The organism is Actinomycetospora sp. C-140 (assembly GCF_054796175.1).
In genome coordinates this window covers 61,517-80,908 of the sequence record NZ_JBTWNF010000020.1, presented here as the reverse complement: position 1 = coordinate 80,908, position 19,392 = coordinate 61,517, and the positions used below count along the sequence as shown (strand labels likewise).

Sequence of the window (19,392 nt, the reverse complement as noted above, 5' to 3'; positions counted from 1 at the left end):
TCCGGCTAGCGGTGCTGCCAGTTCGGGGGGCGCTTGGCGAGGAAGGCGGACATGCCCTCCTGCGCGTCGCAGGTCATGGCGTTGGTCGCCATCGTCTCCCGCATCTCCTCGTAGGCCGCGTCCTCCGGCAGGTCGACCTGCCGGTAGAAGGCCTCCTTGCCGATGCGCAGCGTGACCGCGCTGGCGTCGGCGACCTTGGCGGCGAGCGCGCGGACGCTGGTGTCGAGCTGGTCCGGCGCGACGACCTGGTTGACCAGGCCCCAGTCGGCGGCCGTGACCGCGTCGATCGTCTCGCCGGTGAGCAGCAGCTGCATGGCGCGCTTGCGGCCGATCGCGCGCGTGACCGCGACCATCGGGGTGGAACAGAACAGGCCGATCTTCACGCCCGGCGTCCCGAAGACCGCGACGTCGGCGGCGACCGCGAGGTCGCAGGCGGCCACGAGCTGGCAGCCGGCCGCGACCGCCACGCCCTGGACGGCGGCGATCACCGGCTGGGGCACCGCGTGCAGCGCCGACATGAGGTCGGTGCAGACGGCGAAGACCTCGCGCTCCTCGTCGAGCGTCCGGTCGACCATCTCGGAGAGGTCGTGTCCCGCGGAGAAGGCCGGGCCCTCGGCGCGCAGGACGATGGCCCGGACGCCCTCGCGCGCCGAGACCTCGCGCAGCGCAGCGGTCAGCTCGGTCATCGTCGCCACGGACAGCGCGTTGCGGCGCTTCGGGTTGTCGAGCGTCAGGACCGCGGTGGGGCCGTCGACCTCGACGCGGACCGCAGACGGCCCGGTGCCGGCGTCGGAGGTGTGCGGGGTGGCCGTGCTCACGCTCATGCGTCCACGTCTATCAGTCGTGAGCCCGTGGGACCAGCGCGGAGCGGGCCACCCGGCCCTGCCCGACCGGACAGGGCGGAGCCGTCCGTCTCAGGCGCTGGTGCCCTCGCCGCGCATCCAGATCGCCCGCCGCTCCTCGTGGGTGCGGGCCTCGTCGGCCGCGGCCAGGCGGTCGCGGAGCTCCTGGTCGGCGCCGCCCTGGGCGACCGCCCGCTCGGCCTCGGCCATCGCCTCGTCCGCCGCGGCCTCGGCCGGGGAGGCCGGGCGCGGCTGGCGGTCGGCGTCCTCGGGCACGCCCGGCCCGACGGTGTCCGCGTCCCCCGCCTGCGCGTACGGGTTGTCCGCGGGCAGCCCGGCCGAGACGCGCCCGTAGGCGCCGGTGAACAGCAGGACGCAGCCGGCGCCGATCGAGAAGAAGACGTTGGGCAGCCGGAACGCGAGCACGTTGGCGCTCGTCCCGATCAGCCAGAGGTTGACGAACGCCGAGACGAGGAACAGCACCCCGACCACGATCATCACCGTCGACGACGCCCGGCCGCCCCGGATCGCGGCGACCACCAGGACGATCGCGGTCACCAGGGAGATCGTCGACAGCGCGCCGTTGGTGGACAGGCCGAGGACCGGCGCCCCCTCGGTGTCGAAGAACCCGAGCCCGCCGGCGAACCCGAGGACGCCGAACACCGCGATGACGACGGCGACGACGACCGCGCCCACGCGGTGCACCCACACGACGCGGTGGTCGGCGCGCACGGCGTCCGGGCTCACCGCCCGGGCTCCTGCGTGCGCTCCCGCTGGGCTTCGCGGCGCGCCTCGGCGCCCGTCTCCCCCGCGTAGCCGAGGTCGCGGCCCGCGGCGCGGCCGACGAACGTGTCGGTGTCACCGGTCCCGGTCACCGCGCCCTGGTCACCGTGGTGCTCGGCGTGCGCACCCCCGGACACGCGCGACGCCGCGGTGCGCGGGTCGTGGCCGGCGTCGGACTCGGAGGGGTCGGACGCGGGCGACGGGCCGACGGGACCGCGCTCGCCGGTCAGGCGCGCACGCCAGCGGGCGAGGGTGTCGGCGAGGGACATGGCGGACGCTCCCGGATCGCGGCGGCAGGACCCAGGAGCATCGGCGCGGGCGGGGGCGCCCAAACGTGACGTCTCGGCGTCGCCCCGGCCCGCAGGTCAGCGGAGCGGACGCTGCACCGCGGGACGCAGGACGGGCGCACCTAGGGCCCCGGGTCACCTACTGACGTGACGCCGCGGCCGGCGCGACACTCCCCGGACGCGGTGCCCGCGACCGAGCGGAGGAGCCATGCCCCAGTTCGCCCTGTTCTTCTCGTACACCCCGGAGACGTGGGCGGCGCTGCTCACGAAGCCCGCCGACCGCACCGCCGCCGTCCGCGAGGCCGTCGAGGGAGTGGGCGGCACCCTGGACGCGCTCTGGTACATGCTCGGCGAGGACGACGGCATGGTGCTGTTCGAGGTGCCGGACGCGTCGGCCGCCGCCGCGCTCTCGCTCGCCGTCACCAGCAGCGGCTCGTTCTCGTCCGTGCGGACCGCGCAGCTCCTGGCGGCCGGCGACCTCCCGGACGTGCTGACCGCGGCCGGCACGGCACGCGGTACCTACCGGCGACCCGGCGACTGAGGGGGGCGACCCCGCCGCGCCTCACCACCGGTGGGCGGCCCGCTCCCCCGCGTCGAGGTAGGACGGGTCCAGCCACGGCGGGAGCTCGGTCGGGACCGCGACGTCGGCCCGTTCCCCGCGGAACGTCACGGTCGCCCGCCCGCCCGCGAGCTCGACGTCGACGTGCTCGAGGTTGTGCGGCTCGCCGACGTCGTGGCCGGTCGCCGCGCTCGCGAACGCCCGCAGCAGCGCCGAGTGCGAGCTGGCCAGCGCGACCGCGTCCGCCGGCTGCGCCCGGATGCCGGCCCAGGCGCGGTAGGCGATCACCTGGGGCGGCTCGAAGTGCAGGTCGGTCGCGACCATCCACCGGTCGATCGGCCCGCCGAGCTTGGAGCCCGCGCCGAAGTCGGTGTCGAAGCGGTCGAAGGCCCGCGCCCAGTCCGGCGGGTCGCCGTCGAGGGCACGCCGGTGCCGGGCGACGCCGGAGGACTCGCGCGCCTCTCCGTCGTACAGGAACTGCAGGCTGTCGAAGCGCGCGTCGGGCACCAGCTCGCCGACGGCGACGTCGTCCTCCGGCCGGAGCTCGGCGAGCAGCACCTCGCGCAGGAGCTGCGCGGTCGCCGTGCCGCGGGCGGTCGGCGCGTGCGGCATCACGATCCGGGTCCCCGGCGGCAGCGTCGCGGCGAGCTCCTTGGCCTTGGCACGCACCTGTTCCTCGCCGAGCGCGGTGAGCCCCACGTCGTCGTAGTACCCGTGGGTCTCGCCGTGGCGGATCAGCAACACACGACTCATGCGCCCACCCTGTCGTGATCAGCCCCGCGGCCGCGCGGCCGGTTCCGTGGTGCCGAACGGCGCGAGCTCGAGATCGGCGGGGCGCTGCGCGCCGGCGAGGGCGAGGGTCAGGTCGAGCTCGGCGAGCACGTCCCGCACGACCTGCGCCACCCCGGCCGCGCCGGCGATCGCGAGCCCGTAGGCGAACGGGCGGCCCAGGCAGACCGCGGTGGCGCCGAGGGCGAGCGCGCGGGCGACGTCCGCGCCGCTGCGCACCCCCGAGTCGAGCAGCACCGGCGCCCGCCCGTCGACGGCCTCGACGACGCCGGGCAGCGCGTCGAGGGTCGCCACCGACCCGTCGACCTGCCGCCCCCCGTGGTTGCTGACCAGCACCCCGTCGACCCCGACGTCGAGGGCGCGTCGCGCGTCGTCGGGGTGCAGGACGCCCTTGAGCACCACCGGCAGGCGGGTACGGGTGCGCAGGGTGGCGATGTCGTCCCAGTCCAGCGTGGGGCGGGAGTAGACCCGCAGGAACGTCTCCACCGCGGCACGGGGCAGTGGCGAGCGCAGGTTGTCGGCGAACCGCCCGGGGTGGTTCCGGCTGATCTCCAGCAGCGTCCGGACGGCCGCGGGGGTCGGCGTCGGGGTCGCCCGTGCGGGCCCGTCGGCCGTCTCCCGCGTGAGCCGGGCGAACACCGGGTCCGAGGTGTACTGCGCGATGCCCAGGCCGCGGGCGAACGGCAGGTGGCCGAGGTCGAGGTCGCGCGGGCGCCAGCCGAGCACGGTGGTGTCGAGGGTGACGACGACCGCGCCCGCCCCGGCCGCCTCGGCGCGCGCGAGGAAGGAGTCGACGAGGTCGTCGGAGGTCGACCAGTAGAGCTGCGACCACCAGCCGGCCGTCGCGTACGGAGCGATCTCCTCGGACGGGAAGCCCGCCTGGTTCGACACGATCATCGGGACGCCCGCCTGCGCGGCCCCGTGCGCCACGGCGAGGTCGGCCTGGCGCGAGACCAGGTCCAGCGCGCCGATCGGGGCGAGCAGCAGCGGGTGCTCGAGGCGTCGCCCGAAGAGCTCCACCGAGGTGTCCCGCTCCCCCACCCCGCGCAGCATGCGGGGCACGATCCGGTGGCGCGCGAACGCCGCCCGGTTGGCGGCGACGGTCTCCTCGCTGCCGGCCCCACCCGCGACGTAGGCCCAGGCCCTCCGGGTCATGGCCCGCCGCGCGCGCCGTTCCAGCGCGGGGAACGCGGTCGGCACCGCCGGTCGCCGCCCCGTGATCCCGCCCCGGTAGACCTCGTCCTGACGCACTCGTCCGCTCGCACCCACGGCGGGCATCCTCGTGCAAGCCTGGCGGCCACGCTGGCGTTCGTCGTCAGAAAATCCACATCCTCGAGGAGACGCGTTGAGCGCAGCAGCGGGCTTCGTCGGCGGCACCACCGCCGCCGAGCTGGAGACCACCGTCCGGGGCTACATGGACGCCTGCACGGCCGGCGACGCCGATCTGGTCGCCGCCCACCTCGCGGGCAACGCCCGGCACTACTTCCCGCCGGACATGTACGACGGGCCGTGGGTCGGCGCGCGGGTGATCGGGCAGCGCTGGGCGACCGCGGTGCGCGAGCGCGGGTCGTCGTGGACCGTCGACGCCATCGTCGTCGACGAGCCCCGCCGCCAGGCCGTCTGCGAGTGGACCCACCACAAGGGCTCGCTGGGCGTGATCCTGCGCGGCGCGGAGTGGTACGAGTTCGACGACGACGGGCGCATCACCGAGATCCGCGCCTACTACGCCTCGCCCCAGGCCACCGGCTACACGCGCCTCGAGCTGGGCGGCTTCGACTACGCCGACCGCGGCTACCCGCACGCCTGACCCCGCGGCGTCGGCTCCTCTACGGCACGCGGCGCCGGTCGGGCGCGATGCCGAGGTCGCGCGCCGCGGCGGCGGCCGCCCGCCGGTGGGGGACGCCGAGCTTGGTCAGGATCGCGGACACGTGGTGGTCGGTCGTCTTCTCCGTGATCACCAGCCGCGCGGCGATCTCGGCGTTCGTGAGTCCCCCGGCGAGCAGGCGCAGGACGTCGATCTGCCGGGCCGTGAGGCCGGCGGGGTTCTCCCGGGTGGTCCGGCGCGGTCCGTGCGGGATCTGGGTGACGCCGAGATCGCGCAGCCGCCGCCGGGCGATCTGGACGGCGGGCTTCGCGCCGAGGTCGTCGAGGACCTGCAGCGCCTCCAGCGTCGGCTCGGCCTCCCCGGAGTCGAGCAGCTCCAGCGCCCGCGGGTACGGGGCGTCCTCTGCACCCCACGCCGCGGCCGCCGCGCGCCAGTCGCCGCGGATGCCGGCGGCCCACCGCTCGGGGCAGCCCGGCGGTACGTCCGCGGACAGCCCGAGCCGGCGCTTCCACCGGTACAGCTCCCCGCGCTCGGTCTCCCGGCCCGCCCGCGCGGTGAGCTCGTCGAGCCGGTCCACGGCGTCCTGCGCCGCCGCCGGGTCGTCGGCCAGCCACGCCGCCTCGATCTCGGCCGGGAGCGCGGTCATCCAGTCGTGGTAGCAGTCCGCGCGGCGGGCGTAGTCCAGCGCCCGGGTCCGGACGGCGCCCGCGTCGTCGGACTCCCGGCGGGCGAGCAGCGCGGCCAGCGCCCCGAGGGCGTAGCGGGCCGACGCCCGCTCGGGGTCGCCGCGCGGCCCGACGATCTCGCGGAGCCCGTCGATCGCCGCGTCCCACTCGCCGTGCAGCGCCTGCAACCGGTGGCGGTAGACCTGCAGGTGCTCGACGAGGAACCACATCTCGCACTCGTTGCCGTAGACCATGGCCTCGTCGACGCAACGCCGGCACTCCTCGTAGCGCCCGAGGTCGAACAGGTCGACGACCGTGAACCCGTAGCAGAGCATCGTGAACAGGTGGGCGTTCGCCGCCCGCGTGCCGGCCAGCCCCGCGCGCATCAGCTCCAGCCCCGCGTCGGGCTCCCCGAGCAGGAGCCGGGCCCGGCCGAGGCACATCGTGCTCAGCGCGACGAACTCCGGGACGCCGGTCCGCTCGGCCGACGCGGCCGCCTCGCGGGCCGCGTCCAGCATCCGCGCGTCGCCGATGATCCCCAGGGTGAGCGAGTGGTGGACGTGCGCGAGGGTTCGCGCCGGCGTCTCCGGGACCGCACCGAGCAGCTCGATCGCTCGCGCGACGCCGGCGAGCGTGTCCTGGGTGCGCCCGAGCCCCATCTGGGTGGGCGGGAGGACGAGCAGCGCCTCCCCGACCGCCGCGACGTCGCCGAGCCGCTCGCGCATGCGGACCGCCGCGAGCCCGTGCTCGAGGGACTCGGCGAGCTCGTCGACCACCCAGAGCGACGACGACAGCTGCTGGCGGACGGCGGCGGCGTCGGCGGGCGCCACGAGGTGCTCCCGCTCCAGCAGCAGGCGCAGGCAGCCGATCTCCTGGGTGTAGCTGCCCGCGCGGGCCGCCTGCGCCGCCGCGCGGGGTGCGAGCTCCACGACCGCCGCGTCGTCGGCGGCCTCGACGGCGTGGTGCAGGGCGCGGGGCAGGTCGATGTCCTCGCGCGCGGTCAGGATCGCCAGCACCTCCGCGTGGGTCCGCATCCGCTCGCTGAGCGGCACCGCGTCCTCGACCGCGCGCCGCGCCAGCTCGTGCCGGAACGCGACGGCGTCCGGCCGGACCTGCAGCACCCCCCGGCGCTCGGCCTCGGCCAGCGCCGCCAGGTCGCCGAGCAGGGTCCGGGCCAGCGGGAGCTCCACCTGCGACGGGATGACCGCGAGACGTTCGAGGACGTTCCGGGTCGCCGGTGGGAGCCGGTGGACCCGCGCGAGCACGGCGTCGGCGACCGTGACGGGCACGGCGCCGTCGCCGTCGGCGACCACCTCGGTGACGTAGAAGGGGTTGCCGCCCGTGAGCCGGTACAGCTCGGCCGACGCCAGCCGGGTCCCGCCGGCCAGGGCCGCCACCGCGGCGGGCGACAGGCGCGGCACCGGGAGCCGGTGCACCGGGACACCGGTGAGCCCGCCGAGCAGCCGCCGGGCCGGGTGGTCGCGCCCGACCTCGTCGTCGCGGTACGACACGACCACCACCGCCGCGGTGTCCTCGACCCGCCGGCACACGTACCGCAGGACGTCCAGCGTCGCGTCGTCCGCCCAGTGGACGTCCTCGACGACCAGCACGGTCGGGCGGGCGGGATCGGTGAGCTCGGCGAGGACGCCGGCCAACAGGTCGTCGCGGGCCCCCGCGGCGAGGAGCTCCTCGAGACGCGGTGACCGCCCGGCGAACGCCTCGCGGATCGCGCCGAGCGTGCGCGGGGTGATCAGGTCGTCGCAGGCGCCGGCCAGGACCCGCGTGCCGGCCCCGAGCCCGGCGGTGAACGACCGGATGAGGGTGCTCTTCCCGATCCCCGCCTCGCCCGCGACGAGCACCACGCTGCCGTGCCCGGACGCCGCCGACGCGAGCGCGGCACCGAGGGTCCCGAGCTCCTCGGTGCGCTCGAGCAGCCCGGCCGCCATGACCACATCGTCGCAGGTCAGCGCGGGGCCTCACCAGGAACGCAGCGTCCCGCGACGGTCACGGGGCGTGCGTCACGGCCTCAGCCCGCGAGCAGGCGGTTCAGCGCCGGGGCGACGTCGCGGTGGGTCGCGATCGGGGCGAACCGGCCGTGCCCGAGGCGGGCCATGTCCCGGGCGAGCGGGGCGTCGTGCTCGCCGTCGGTCTCGCACAGCACGTGCAGCTCGTCGAACCGGCGCGCGATCTCGCGCGGGTCGGGGCCCGCGTTGTGCACCGCGTCGGTCAGCAGCATCGCCGTCCGCCGGCGCGCGGTCGAGCGGGCGAGCTCGGCCCGGGCGACGGAGAGGCCGAACCCGACGTTGGTCAGCCCCCGGGCGGGGATGCGCACCAGCTGGTCGAGCAGACGTGCGGGCGGGACCGGCTTCGCCGTCGACGCGAGGAGCGCCGCGTCGGACCAGAACGCCACCAGCCCGTGCACGTCGTGCACGAGATCCGCCGACAGGGCGGCCACGGTGGCCGCGGCGATCTTGACCTTCTCGCCCCGCATCGACCCGGACACGTCCACCACCAGCACGACCGCCCGTCGCGCCCGCATCCGCTCGCGGACGACGATGTCGGTGTCCTCGGGCACCGGCCGCTCGGCGAGCACCTCGATGGTGCGGTCGAGGTCGATGTCGTCGCTGCGGTAGCGGTAGGGCACCGAGAGCAGCCGTCCCGCACCGCGCTCCGCGCGCGCCTCCCGCGGGCGCCGGCGCACGGCCAGCCGCCGCGCGATCCGCTGCGCCATCGCGGCGACCTCGGGGTCCGCGGTCCGGTCCTCGAGCAGCTCGTCCAGGTCGGCCATGCGCGCGGTCTGGCCCGTGAGCAGGACCCCCTGCCCCCCGGCCGGCCGGGTGTCGGCGCCGTCCCCGGCCCGGGTGCCGCCGAGGTCGACGACGAGGGGGTCGGAGCCCTCGCGGAACAGCGCCGGCGCCTCGGCGAGCTGCTTGGGCCGGCGCCGCAGCGGGTCGAGCGTCCGGCGCTCGCGCCCCTCGGCGCTCGGGATCGCGACGGCGTTGTCGACGCTCAGGCGGTGCGGACCCGGCGCCGCCCGCCGGGGGAGGAGAAAAAATGGTTCTCCCAGATCTCGGTGATCACCTCTTCGGGGCTCGCGTCGGAGGCCTCGTCGACGCCGACCCGGGCGGTCAGCGCGAGCAGGGCCGCGTCGAGCACCAGGCGCGTCCGCTCCTCGTAGCTCCCGAGGGCCGCCAGCTCGGTCGCGATCGCCACCGTGTCGATGGCCCCGCGCACGCTGGATCCCCGGCGCAGCTCCGGGTGGTGGCGGGTGGCGCGGGTGATGGCGACGGCGTCGCCGATCAGCGTCCCGTCGGTGGAACCGGTGCGGACGGCGACGATGTCGGTCTCCTCGGCGGCGTCCTGGTACCCGACGGCGAGGCGGCACCACCGGTCGTAGACGGAGTCCGAGATCCGTGCCGTGCCGACGTTGTCGAACGGGTTCATCGACGCGAGCACCCGGAACGTGGCCTCCGCCGGGATGGTGCCGACCCGGGGCACGGCGACCTCCCGCTCGGCCATCGCGGCGAGCAGCACGTTGAGCGTGTCCTCGGGAGCCCGGTTGAGCTCCTCGATGTAGAGGAACCCGCCCGAGCGCATCGCCTCGACCAGCGGCCCGGCCACGAAGTTGTCCTCGGAGTAGTCCTCCCGCAGGACCCGTGCCGGATTGTGGTGGCCGACGAGCCGGGCGGGCGTCAGCTCGGCGTTGCCCTCGACCAGCACGAACGGGATGCCCCAGTTCCGCGTGATCGCGCGGAGCATGGTCGACTTCCCGGTCCCCGGCGGACCCTCCAGCAGGATGTCCCGGCCGGCGGTGACCGCGGCCAGGACGAGGTCGAGCTCCCGGCGGCGACCGACCAGCTCGCTGGTGATCGCGTCGCGCCGGGCAGCGGGGTCGGCTCGTGTCATCTCTCGTACCCCTCCGGCGCCGGTCGGTCGGACCATGACTACCAGCCCCTTCCCGGCGCTGCCAAACGTCCGGTCGGTAGGGACGAATCGGCACGTCCGATCGTTCGATTGACCTGCGCTAACGACCAGCTCCACGGTGAAGGAGGGCCGGGCGACGGCGCCCGGCGGAGACGGAGGACGTCATGGGTCGGGTCGAGGGCAAGGTCGCACTGATCACCGGGGCGGCGCGGGGCCAGGGACGCAGCCACGCGCTCCGGCTGGCCCAGGAGGGCGCGGAGATCATCGCCGTCGACTCGTGCGAGGACGCGAAGACGACGCCCTACCCCCAGGCCCGCCGGGATGACCTCGACGAGACCGTCCGGCAGATCGAAGAACTGGACCGCCGCGTCCTCGCCCGGGTGGCCGACGTCCGCGATCTCGGCGCCCTCGAGTCCGCCGTCGCCGACGGGGTCAGCGAGTTCGGCCGCCTGGACATCGTCTCGGCCAACGCCGGCATCGCCTCGTTCGCGCCCGCGTGGGAGCTCTCCGAGGACGTGTGGCAGGAGATGATCGACGTCAACCTGACCGGGGTCTGGAAGACCTGCAAGGCGGCGATCCCCGCGATGCTCGCGGCCGGCAACGGCGGGTCGATCGTGCTGACCAGCTCGACGGCCGGCATCGTCGCCTACGGCAACCTGGCGCACTACACGGCCGCCAAGCACGGCGTCACCGGTCTGATGCGCGTGCTCGCCGTGGAGCTCGCCCAGCACGGCATCCGGTGCAACTCCGTGCACCCGACGGTGGTCAACACCGACATGGTGCAGAACCAGGCGATCTACGACCTGTTCACCGGCGTCGAGGGCGCGACGAAGGAGCAGGCCACCGAGGCGTACAAGAACGTCAACGCGATCCCGATCCCCTGGCTGGACCCGGTCGACATCTCGAACGCCATCCTCTGGCTGGCCTCCGACGAGGCGCGCTACGTCACCGGCACGACCCAGGTCGTGGACGCGGGGGGGACCCAGCCCTACCGCTACCCCAACGTCGTCTGACCGTGGTCACCACGACCCGCGGGCGCCCCGGGCGACGAGCTCGGTGCGGGACGAGGCCTCGAGCTTCGCCAGCAGACGCTCGACGTGCTTCTCCACCGTGCGGACGGACAGGACCAGGCGACGCGCGATCACGCGGTTCGGCAGGCCCTCGACGAGCAGGTTCAGCACCTCCATCTCGCGGCCGGTGACGGCGCGCCCGGCCAGAGCGTGTGGCACCGCGGGCCCGGGGGTCTGCCGGGGTACGGGCTCGCCGAGGCGTCGCAGGAGCCCACGACAGGCACCCGCGACGAGATCGTGGCCCCGCGAACGGAAGTACGCCTCGTCCTCGCGCAGCCAGCGACCCGGATCCCCCCAGCCGTCCGCGATGGCGGCCTCGGCCACGTGCCGACGCGCGACGTGGCGGAAATGGGGCATCGGCACGGGCCGGGTCATCGTGAGGTCCGCGACGGAGAACCGCGCCGCGGCCTCGGCGGCACGGCCACGCCGGCCCGACGACACCGCCTCCGCGTAGCCGACGTGGCCGGCGGTCCAGCGGGCGAGGCGGATCCCGGGCAGATCCGCGATCTCGTCGAGGGCGTCGTCGCCTCGCTCGACGACCGCGAGGAGAATCCAGAGCGCCAGCGGTGGCCCGGAGGTGGTGTCGAGTCCACGGCGGTAGATCTCCACGCTCGGATCGAGCACCGCGAGGGCGCCGGGACGGTCTTCGGCGAGGAGCAGTCGGGTGGCGTGGGCGTGGCTCACGGCCGCACGGACGTGGGCGTCACCATCGGGGCCCGGCGTCGCGGCGAGCGCGGCGGCACAGAGGGGATCCTCGTCGTCGCCCCGGCGGGCCGCCAGCAGGGCGCGGACGGCGAGGACCATCCCGAGGACGGGAAGCTGCAGCGAGCGGCAGAGGCGCTCGCTCTCGGCGAGCAGGGCATCGGCGTCGTCGTTCTCGTCCCGCCAGCAGCGCATCACGGCGCGGTGGAACGCGGAGAAGGCGGCCAGACCGACCGCGCCCTGACGCCTCGCCTCCCGATCCGTGCGCTCGGCCGTGGCGGGGTCCAGGCTCCAGAGCAGGTCCACCGTCGAGAGCTCGTGCAGTGCGTGCAGACGCCGGATCGGCAGGTCGTGCTCGTTCGCGACGGCGAGCAACCGCTCGAACAGGACACGCGCCGAGTCCAGGTCACGGCGCCGGACGAGCTGGCCGAGCAGCTCGAGCGAAGCGCACTGCAGGTCACCGGCGCCCGCGGCGGCGGCCGCGCGGAGCACGCCGTGCGCCAGTTCCTCGGATCGGCCGTACTCCTCACGTCCGAACGCGATCTCGGCGTCCACGAGGTCGAGCTCGCGACCGAGCGCCGCATCGGGCCGGCCGTCGAGCGCCCGGCGCACGGCGGCGCTCTCCCGGACGGCCTCCTCCCACCGCGCGGCCGCCGACCAGGCCCGGGTCAGCCGGAGGCGGGCGGACGCGGTCCCCGTCCCGTTCGCACGACCTGCGGGGACCGCCGCTACCGCCGCCGCCTCGAGGGGGCGGCCCTGCGCGATCAGCACGTCGGCCAGCAGGTCGTCCGACGCGAGGCGGCCGCAACGGTCGGACTCGAGCGCCAGCGCGCGTCGCAGCGCGACCTCGGCGGTGGCGAGCGACCCCCGCGTGAGGTCGGCCCGGGCGCCGCGACGGAGCAGCTCGGCGGCGGCGGCGTGCTCGCCCGCGAGCACCGCGAACTCGACGGCCGGCGGCGACCCCTCGCCGGCGACCTCCGGGTCGTCCGCGAGCGCCTCCCAGGCCCGGCGAGCCACCCGTGCCCTCTCGTCCGGCGGCGTCACCGCCGCGACGGCGTCGCGGGTCAGGGCGTGCCGGAAGACGGCGCCGCCGGCGCCCACCTGCACGAGGTCGGCCTCCGCGGCCGCCGCGAGCGCACGCCGGACCACGGGCGGGTCGTGGTCCACGACGGCGAGCAGAAGCGACGCGGCGAACCCGACCCCCAGGACCGCGGCGGCCCGCAACACCTCGCGCGCCGGGTCGTCGAGCCCGGACATCTTCGCGGCGGTCGTCTCCGCGACCGTTGCCGGGACGTGGCCGGCGCGCACGGCCGCCGCCCCCGCTCCTAGAAGCTCCTCGACCAGGAGCGGGAACCCGTCGGCGCGGTCGCGCAACATCCCCGCGGTCTCCGGGTCCGGCTGTTCGGAGAGGCAGGCGGCCGCCATCGACCGCACGTCCTCGTCGGTCAGCGCCGGCAGGAGGAGCTCGCGGTGGACTCCTCGGTGCTCCAGGCGTCGCAGCAAGGCGAGGGCCCGCCCCGGGCCGGACCGCGCCGTCACCAGCAACAACAGGCGGGAGGCGGCGGCGTGGTCGGCGAGGTACTCCACGACGGCGAGCGTGTCCGGGTCCGCCCACTGGAGGTCTTCCACCACGAGGACTGCGGCTCGGGCGCCGGCGACCGCGAGCACGAGCCGGTGGATGCCCTCGGCGAGCACGATCGGTGACCCGTCCGCCGGTGGGGGCGTGGCCGGCCAGAAGGGGGCCACGCGGCGCAGCGCCGGCAGGAACGGCTCGAGGTCGGCGTCATCGGGAAGGGCTCGTCCGCGGAGGCCGCTCACCAGGGCCTCGGTCATCGGACGCAGCGAGGCCGCGGAGGCGGCGCCCTCGGTGCACCGCCCCGCGAAGACGACCGCGGCGTCCGCGGACCGCAGGAACTCGACGACCAGGCGGGACTTCCCGATACCGGGTGGGCCGACCACGCCGACCATGGCCCCGCGGCCGTCGGCGGCCTCCGCCAGCGCCGCGGAGAGCACCTCCCGCTCGGTATCCCGGCCGATCACGACCGGGGAACGCATGGCGCCCACGTCCGCAGTATCGGCCGGTCTCCGTCCCGTGGTCGAGCCTGTCTACGTGGCCGCCGCGCGCTACGTACGTGGCGTTCCCCTGCCCGAGCGGCGGTCCGCTCCCGATGCTGGTGCCACCACCGCTACCCGGCAGGAGAGGGACACACGATGCGCAGGCAGACCTGGCAGCTGCAGTTCCGGCCCGAGGCGGCCCCACCCGCGGGCGAGCCGCCGACCTTCGAGGTGAAGTCCGGGCCGGGCACGGTCGTGCTCCTCGACGGCGACGACGACGGTGCGGGCGTCCCGAGCGCGGCGAGCTACGTGACGACGGTGACCATGGTCGGCGAGACGTCGCTGCTCGAGGAAGGCACCATCACCGTCGACGGGGGGACCCTCGAGCTCTCCACCATCGGCACGGGCCTGCTCGAGCCAGGGCCGCAGGAAGGGTCGTTGCGCGGCGCGGTGATCTGGCGCCTCGAGGGCACCGGCCGTTTCGCGGGCGCGACCGGCATCCTCTCCACGGTGTTCGGCGGCCATCCCGACGACGGCACCCTCGTCGAGAACCAGGTCGCGCACCTCTACTTTCCCTGAGAACGGTCGACGGCCAGCTCCCTGATGCAGCCGTACACCGTCGACCAGGTCGGATGGGTCGGGTCGACGAGCGTGAAGTGGTCGCCCGCGACCTCGACGAACCGGGCGTCGTCGCCGGCCGCCCGGGCGCGGTCGACGTAAGCCCGGCTGATCGCGATCGGGACGCGGTCGTCGTCGGGGGCGTGGACGGCCCGCACCGGGACGCCGAGCGGGAGCCGGGCGGCCGGGTCGGCCTCGGCGTAGCGGTCGGGCACCTCGTCGGGCATCCCGCCGAGGAGGTCGGGCACCGCGGCGCCGCCGACGCCGTCCCGCGCGGCGTCGGCGAGCGTCAGCACCCCGGCGAGGGAGACGACGCCGGCGACGGGGACCCGGGACGCGACCCAGGTCGCGAGGTGGCCGCCGGCCGAGTGGCCGACCACCACGGCCAGCTCCTCCACCGTGCGCACCGCCGCCTCGACGTCCTGGAGGGTGGCCGGCCACCCCCCTTGCCCGACCCGTCGGTACTCCACGTTCCAGACGGTGTGCCCACGGGCGTGGAGATCGCGCGCGACGGGCGCGATGTGGTCGAGTCCGACGCGGGCACGCCAGAACCCGCCGTGCAGCAGGACGACGACGCCGGCGCCGGTCCCGTGGTGGATCTCGACGAAATGCGAGGGGTCGTCCCCGTACCACCGGCGCTCAGCGGACACGCAGCATCGCGTCCAGCTCGACGGCGAAGCCCCGCGGCAGCGCCCGGACGCCGATCGCCGTACGGGCGTGCTCGCCGCGCTCGCCGAACACCGACGCCAGCAGGTCCGACGCCCCGTCGATCACCGCGGGCTGGTCGACGAAGTCGTCGGTGCAGGCGACGTAGCCGCGCAGCACCAGGACCTGGGCGACGCGGTCGAGCGAGCCGACGGCGTCCCGGGCCTGGGCGAGCAGGTTGAGCGCGCACGCCCGCGCCGCGGCGTAGCCGTCGTCGACGCCGAGGTCGGCGCCGAGGCGTCCGGTGTGCCCGTCGGCGCCCTGCCCGGCGAGGTGCAGCACGTCCCCGGCCGTCGTCCAGCCGCGGTAGTGCCCGGCCGGGCGTCGCAGGGCCGGCAGCTCCAGGCCCAGCTCGGCGACCCTCTCCTCCGGGGTGCTCATGGTGCCCACACCCTCCGCCGCCGGGGTTCGTCGGCGGGCAGACCCAGCGCGCGGGCGACGCGGGCGACGGAACCGGCCGGGTCGGTCACGTCGAAGAGCTCGGCGCTCATCCCCGCCGCGCGGGCCCCGTCGAGGTTGGCGGCGAGGTCGTCGACGAACAGGCATCGCCCCGGGTCCTCGCCCAGCGCGTCGGCGGCGGCGCGGAAGGCCTGCGGGTCGGGCTTGAGCACGCCCATCTTCGCCGCCTCCAGCACGCCGTCGAAGCGCGCCACGGCGGGGAAGCGGGCCGGCCAGTCGTCGCCGAACCAGTGCGCCATGTCGTTGGTGAAGGCCACGACGCGCACGCGTCCGGCGAGCCGCGCGATCAGCCCGAGCACCTCGCCGCGCACGTACGAACAGTCCCGCCACAGCGCGCCGATGTCGATGTCGGGCCGGCGCCGGGCGAGCCGGGCCCAGTAGTCGCGCTCCTGGGACTCGCCGGCCTCGACCGTCCGGTAGTCGGCGTCGACGCCCGTCGGCCCGGCCGGGAAGCCGGGCACGTCCGTGGACTCGAAGAGCGTCGGGATCACGACCCCACCCATGTCGAGCAGCAGGGTGCCGCCGGCGGTCCGGGTCCGGCGCAGCGCGCGGCGGCGGGCGGCCCGGACGGGGTCGGGCGGAGTGGGATCCCCGGGTCCCGGCGGGCGCGGGGCGCAGGACGTCACGCGGGTTCCAGCACCGTCACCACGCCCGCGTTCCCGTCCACCCGGACGCGCTGGCCGGTCCGCAGCGAGGACACCGCGTTGCCGGTGCCGACGACCGCTGGCATGCCGTACTCGCGGCACACGATCGCCGTGTGGCTCATGATCCCGCCGACGTCGGACACGGTGGCGGCGATGCGGGCGAACACCGGCGCCCACGCGGGCGACGTCGCCGGGCAGACGAGCACGTCGCCGGGCTGGACGTCGGGCAGCTCGGACGGGTGGGTGACGACGCGGACCGGGCCCTCGACGACGCCCGGCGACCCCGCGGTGCCGCGCAGGGTGCCGTCGTCGCCGTCGGCGCGCAGCCACTCGGACACCGACGACGTCGTGATCCCCCACAGCATCACGGTGAACGGCTCGTCGATCTGCGAGGGCGGCGGGCCGAGCGCGGGCGGCGGCTCCCAGGCCCGCAGCGCCGTGTAGATCTCGCGCCGGCGGGCGATGAGCGGCCGGAGGTGGTCGGCGCCGCGCGGGCGCGACCCGACCGACCACGCCGCGACGCAGTCGTAGATCGCCTCGGCGACCTCGTAGCGGCGCAGGAAGAACATGTCCTCGGGCTCGTCGACCTCGCCCATCGCGGCGAGCGCCCGCGACAGCTCGTGGGACTTGGCCCAGAACGTCGCCCACATCCAGTGCTCGATGTAGAGCACGTGCTCCTCGATGAACGCGAACACCTGCCGGGCGAGGCCGACGGTGTCGTCGAACGTGGCGCGGTCGGCGTCGGAGAGCAGCTCGCGGTAGCCCGCGGTGATGCGGTCGCGCTCGGCGAGCACCTCGTCGGTCGGGCGGTCGATCGACTCGCCGTCGGTGAGGCGGCGCAGGTACTCGCGCACCGACGCCAGCGGGATGTCCGGCTGGTCGGCCCAGGTCGGGTACGTGTGGTAGCCGCCGGGGTGGCCGGGGTCGGTGTTGATGAGGAACCACGGGTCGGCCGTGCGCTCCCAGTCGGCGACCCACTCCGCGCCGGCGGCGTCCTCCCGCAGGGACGCGAACAGCGTCGCCGCGTCCTCGGTGCCCGACAGCCGGTCGACCAGCCCGAGGCGCTGGGCCTCCTTGGCGAGGCGCTTGAGCTCGTCGTCGGGCCGGTAGAGCTCGACGCGCAGCCCCCCGACCATCCGGGAGATCGACTGGTCGGAGATGTCCGGGAACGCCTGGCGGCACATCGCGAAGAACGTCAGGTAGGCCGCGTAGCCGATGTTGAGCAGCTCGAAGTGGTACTGGTACGTCTCGTACATCGTCAGCACGAGCCGGTCGAAGTCCCGGATCATCCGGAAGCCGGCCGAGTGCCCGACGTGGTCGAACACGGTGCTCTCGGGCTCGAGGTCGGGCAGCGGGTCGAAGCGCATCGCCCGGATCTCGGCGAGCTTCGCGGTGACCTTCTCCTTCCACTCCGCGTAGATCGCGTCCCAGCGCTCGTAGTAGTGCCCGGCGCGGCGGCCGAACTCCTCGGCGCGCGCGGCGACGTCGTCGGGCGGCGCGGCGACGGGGGTGACGTAGAGGCGCCCGTTGAGGATGCGCTGGTCGACGCCGAACGCCGGCGGCATCGCGAAGATCCGCGTGTTGAAGGCGCCGAGGGCCTGCCACCAGCACTCGCACTGGATCTCGTCGTACGGGTGCAGGACGTCGGGGTGGTGCAGCCGGTCGGCGAACCAGAACCGGCCCTCGTCCAGCTCGCGCCGCTCGGGGCCGAACAGGTGGTACCAGTCGTACATCGACTCCCAGCCCTCGGCGCCGGCCGGGGTCTCGATGTCGAACGGGCTCGGGAAACGGTCAGCCACCATGGTCGGGCGTCCCTTCGGGCGGTGGGGCGCCGGAGGCACCCCGGGTCAGCGTGGCCAGCACGGCCGAGAGCGCGGAGCCCGAGCCCGAAGGAGCGGCCGCGCGGGGCGCGCGGGTGCTCCAGACGGTCTCGGGGCGGGTCTGGAGCAGGTGGACGCGCGCGGGTCCGCCCGGCTCCGCGACGGCGAACTCGCCGTCCTGCGGCACGCCCGCGGACCGCTCGACGCGCCGGGCGAGCTCGAGCAGCTCGGCGAGCTCGGCGTCGTCGAGGCACGGCGCGTCCCGCTGGTCGGCCGGGACGTCGACCTCGACGGTGCCCGGGTGCTCGGCGGAGCGCACCAGCGAGCGCTCCTTCGTCGCGATCTCCCGGCGCACGACCTCGCCGCTGATCTTGTCGATGACGAACCGGTCCGGGGTCACCGCGCCCGAGACCAGCGGCTCCCCCAGCCCCCACACGGCCTCGCAGACCACCGTCGAGCGGTCCCCGTTCGCCGGGTTGAGCGTCATGAAGACCCCGGCCGCGCGCGCCGGGACCATCTCCTGGACGACCACGGCCATCGCCCCGGCCGCGCCGAGTCCCGCGTGCGCCCGGTACGACACGGCCCGCGCCGTGTAGAGGCTCGCCCAGCACCGGCACACGGCGTCGGCGACGGCGTCACGGCCGCGCAGCTCGAGGTAGGTGTCGTGCTCACCGGCGTACGAGGCGCCGGCCGCGTCCTCGCCGACCGCGGACGAGCGCACGGCGACCCGGGAGATGCCGCCGGCGAGCTCGTCGTAGGCCGCGCGCACCGCGTCGAGCACCGGGCCGGCGGCGACCGCGCGCAGCAGGCGCGCCCGGGTCGCGGACGCCGCGCGTTCGACGACGTCGATCGGGGCGTCGGGCGGGAGGTCGCGCAAGGGCGCTTCGACGGTCGGCGCCTCGTCGGTGAGTGCCGCCCGGAAGGCGTCGGTGGTGACGACGAACCCGCACGGCACCCGGACCCCGAGGTCGACGAGCCGGTGCAGCCCGGCGCCCTTGCCGCCGACGGTGTCCGGGTCGCCGGCGACCTGGTCGGCGAGCCCGACCACCCAGTCCCCGGTCACGGCGCGTCCCACCCCGCGACGAGCGCGACGACGGCGGCGTCGACGCAGCTGCGTCCCGTCACCGCCGCGGCGGCCTCGTCGGTGGCGACGAGCACCGTCGTCCCGGTGCCGGCGTCGAGCAGGTCCACCGCGACGCGCTTCGTCCCCGACTCCGGGTCGCGGACGACGACCATGCGCGCGCCGCCGAGCCCGTCGACCTCGCGCTCGGACCACACGCGTCCGACGACCTCGCCGAGGATCACTGCCCCGACCCCGAGCCGGACGCCTCGATCGCGCGGGCGAGCCGTTCGGAGCTCCCGTTCTCGAGCAGGCCGACCGACACCCCGTGCGGCTTCGGGTAGACCTGCGCCGCGCGCAGCTCGCCGTACTGCTCGATCGCCGCCGACCCGGCGTTGATCGCCTGCCGGACCGCGGCGAGCGGACCCCGCACGGCGGCGGCGAGGTAGCCGCTGCTGACCCGCTCGACGGCCACCGTCTCGACGTCGGCGGTCTTCATCATCGCCTCGATGCCCGCGCTGAGCGCCACCACGCCGCGCGTCTCGAGGATCCCGATGGCACCCGCACCCCGTTCGGCCACGGTGA

Annotated in this window: 20 protein-coding genes; 4 read left to right on the top strand and 16 right to left on the bottom strand. The window is 75.5% G+C overall.

Features of this window, described 5'->3' with window-relative positions:
- Positions 1-5: 5 nt before the first annotated feature.
- The 3 genes from ACR9E3_RS26985 to ACR9E3_RS26975 all read right to left on the bottom strand — a co-directional run bounded on the left by ACR9E3_RS26985 (position 6) and on the right by ACR9E3_RS26975 (position 1,894).
- A complete protein-coding gene (locus ACR9E3_RS26985) occupies positions 6-824 on the bottom strand; it encodes an enoyl-CoA hydratase (RefSeq protein ID WP_460383868.1) in 819 nt (272 codons plus the stop codon).
- Positions 825-914: 90 nt separating this feature from the next.
- Positions 915-1,589 (bottom strand): DUF4383 domain-containing protein, encoded by a 675-nt coding sequence (locus ACR9E3_RS26980; RefSeq protein WP_460383866.1) that lies wholly within the window; start codon positions 1,587-1,589, stop codon positions 915-917.
- Positions 1,586-1,894, bottom strand: a complete 309-nt coding sequence (locus ACR9E3_RS26975) for a hypothetical protein (protein ID WP_460383864.1) — start codon at positions 1,892-1,894, stop codon at positions 1,586-1,588. Before ACR9E3_RS26975 ends, ACR9E3_RS26980 begins: the two co-directional genes overlap by 4 nt.
- A 226-nt stretch (positions 1,895-2,120) precedes the next feature.
- On the opposite strand from ACR9E3_RS26975, the gene ACR9E3_RS26970 reads away from it, so the two are divergent.
- Positions 2,121-2,453 (top strand): GYD domain-containing protein, encoded by a 333-nt coding sequence (locus ACR9E3_RS26970; protein ID WP_460383862.1) that lies wholly within the window; start codon positions 2,121-2,123, stop codon positions 2,451-2,453.
- Between the two features lie 21 nt (positions 2,454-2,474).
- Here the strand turns inward: ACR9E3_RS26970 and ACR9E3_RS26965 are convergent, their stop codons facing one another.
- Both ACR9E3_RS26965 and ACR9E3_RS26960 read right to left on the bottom strand, forming a co-directional pair.
- Positions 2,475-3,224 carry a histidine phosphatase family protein gene (locus ACR9E3_RS26965; protein ID WP_460383861.1) on the bottom strand — a complete coding sequence of 250 codons (750 nt, stop codon included), beginning with the start codon at positions 3,222-3,224 and terminating at the stop codon, positions 2,475-2,477.
- 18 nt (positions 3,225-3,242) lie between these two features.
- Positions 3,243-4,538 (bottom strand): alpha-hydroxy-acid oxidizing protein, encoded by a 1,296-nt coding sequence (locus ACR9E3_RS26960; protein ID WP_460383860.1) that lies wholly within the window; start codon positions 4,536-4,538, stop codon positions 3,243-3,245.
- Between the two features lie 67 nt (positions 4,539-4,605).
- On the opposite strand from ACR9E3_RS26960, the gene ACR9E3_RS26955 reads away from it, so the two are divergent.
- Positions 4,606-5,067, top strand: coding sequence for a nuclear transport factor 2 family protein (locus ACR9E3_RS26955; RefSeq protein ID WP_460383859.1), 462 nt, complete (start codon positions 4,606-4,608; stop codon positions 5,065-5,067).
- A gap of 19 nt (positions 5,068-5,086) precedes the next feature.
- On the opposite strand, the gene ACR9E3_RS26950 is transcribed toward ACR9E3_RS26955, so the two are convergent.
- The 3 genes from ACR9E3_RS26950 to ACR9E3_RS26940 form a co-directional block, all read right to left on the bottom strand.
- Positions 5,087-7,696, bottom strand: a complete 2,610-nt coding sequence (locus tag ACR9E3_RS26950) for an AAA family ATPase (protein ID WP_460383858.1) — start codon at positions 7,694-7,696, stop codon at positions 5,087-5,089.
- An 80-nt stretch (positions 7,697-7,776) separates the two neighbouring features.
- The gene (locus ACR9E3_RS26945; protein ID WP_460383857.1) at positions 7,777-8,538 is read right to left on the bottom strand and encodes a vWA domain-containing protein; all 762 of its coding nucleotides are present in this window, start codon (positions 8,536-8,538) and stop codon (positions 7,777-7,779) included.
- Between the two features lie 221 nt (positions 8,539-8,759).
- Complete coding sequence (locus ACR9E3_RS26940) at positions 8,760-9,656, bottom strand: AAA family ATPase (RefSeq protein ID WP_460383856.1); 897 nt, start codon at positions 9,654-9,656, stop codon at positions 8,760-8,762.
- A gap of 182 nt (positions 9,657-9,838) precedes the next feature.
- Between ACR9E3_RS26940 and ACR9E3_RS26935 the strand changes: the two genes are divergently transcribed.
- Positions 9,839-10,687 carry a mycofactocin-coupled SDR family oxidoreductase gene (locus ACR9E3_RS26935; RefSeq protein WP_460383855.1) on the top strand — a complete coding sequence of 283 codons (849 nt, stop codon included), beginning with the start codon at positions 9,839-9,841 and terminating at the stop codon, positions 10,685-10,687.
- Positions 10,688-10,693: 6 nt separating this feature from the next.
- Here ACR9E3_RS26935 and ACR9E3_RS26930 read toward each other — a convergent pair whose 3' ends face one another.
- Positions 10,694-13,501 carry an ATP-binding protein gene (locus ACR9E3_RS26930; protein ID WP_460383854.1) on the bottom strand — a complete coding sequence of 936 codons (2,808 nt, stop codon included), beginning with the start codon at positions 13,499-13,501 and terminating at the stop codon, positions 10,694-10,696.
- A gap of 156 nt (positions 13,502-13,657) precedes the next feature.
- Between ACR9E3_RS26930 and ACR9E3_RS26925 the strand changes: the two genes are divergently transcribed.
- On the top strand, positions 13,658-14,080 hold the full coding sequence (locus tag ACR9E3_RS26925; RefSeq protein ID WP_460383853.1) for a hypothetical protein: 423 nt from the start codon (positions 13,658-13,660) through the stop codon (positions 14,078-14,080).
- Here the strand turns inward: ACR9E3_RS26925 and ACR9E3_RS26920 are convergent.
- Genes ACR9E3_RS26920 through ACR9E3_RS26890 form a run of 7 tightly spaced genes read right to left on the bottom strand, consistent with a single transcriptional unit; the run spans position 14,068 to position 19,387 of the window.
- Positions 14,068-14,769, bottom strand: coding sequence for an alpha/beta hydrolase family protein (locus ACR9E3_RS26920; RefSeq protein WP_460383852.1), 702 nt, complete (start codon positions 14,767-14,769; stop codon positions 14,068-14,070). The genes ACR9E3_RS26925 and ACR9E3_RS26920 overlap by 13 nt on opposite strands.
- The gene (locus tag ACR9E3_RS26915) at positions 14,759-15,205 is read right to left on the bottom strand and encodes a RidA family protein (protein ID WP_460383850.1); all 447 of its coding nucleotides are present in this window, start codon (positions 15,203-15,205) and stop codon (positions 14,759-14,761) included. Before ACR9E3_RS26915 ends, ACR9E3_RS26920 begins: the two co-directional genes overlap by 11 nt.
- A complete protein-coding gene (locus ACR9E3_RS26910; RefSeq protein WP_460383848.1) occupies positions 15,202-15,909 on the bottom strand; it encodes an HAD-IA family hydrolase in 708 nt (235 codons plus the stop codon). Before ACR9E3_RS26910 ends, ACR9E3_RS26915 begins: the two co-directional genes overlap by 4 nt.
- On the bottom strand, positions 15,906-17,729 hold the full coding sequence (locus ACR9E3_RS26905) for a PEP-utilizing enzyme (RefSeq protein ID WP_460383846.1): 1,824 nt from the start codon (positions 17,727-17,729) through the stop codon (positions 15,906-15,908). The genes ACR9E3_RS26910 and ACR9E3_RS26905 overlap by 4 nt, the downstream gene beginning before the upstream one ends.
- Entirely contained in the window at positions 17,719-18,810 is a 1,092-nt protein-coding gene (locus ACR9E3_RS26900; RefSeq protein ID WP_460383845.1) for a PEP/pyruvate-binding domain-containing protein, read from the bottom strand. Before ACR9E3_RS26900 ends, ACR9E3_RS26905 begins: the two co-directional genes overlap by 11 nt.
- Positions 18,807-19,052 (bottom strand): EutN/CcmL family microcompartment protein, encoded by a 246-nt coding sequence (locus ACR9E3_RS26895; protein WP_460383843.1) that lies wholly within the window; start codon positions 19,050-19,052, stop codon positions 18,807-18,809. Before ACR9E3_RS26895 ends, ACR9E3_RS26900 begins: the two co-directional genes overlap by 4 nt.
- Entirely contained in the window at positions 19,049-19,387 is a 339-nt protein-coding gene (locus ACR9E3_RS26890) for a BMC domain-containing protein (protein ID WP_460383842.1), read from the bottom strand. The genes ACR9E3_RS26895 and ACR9E3_RS26890 overlap by 4 nt, the downstream gene beginning before the upstream one ends.
- Positions 19,388-19,392: the final 5 nt, after the last annotated feature.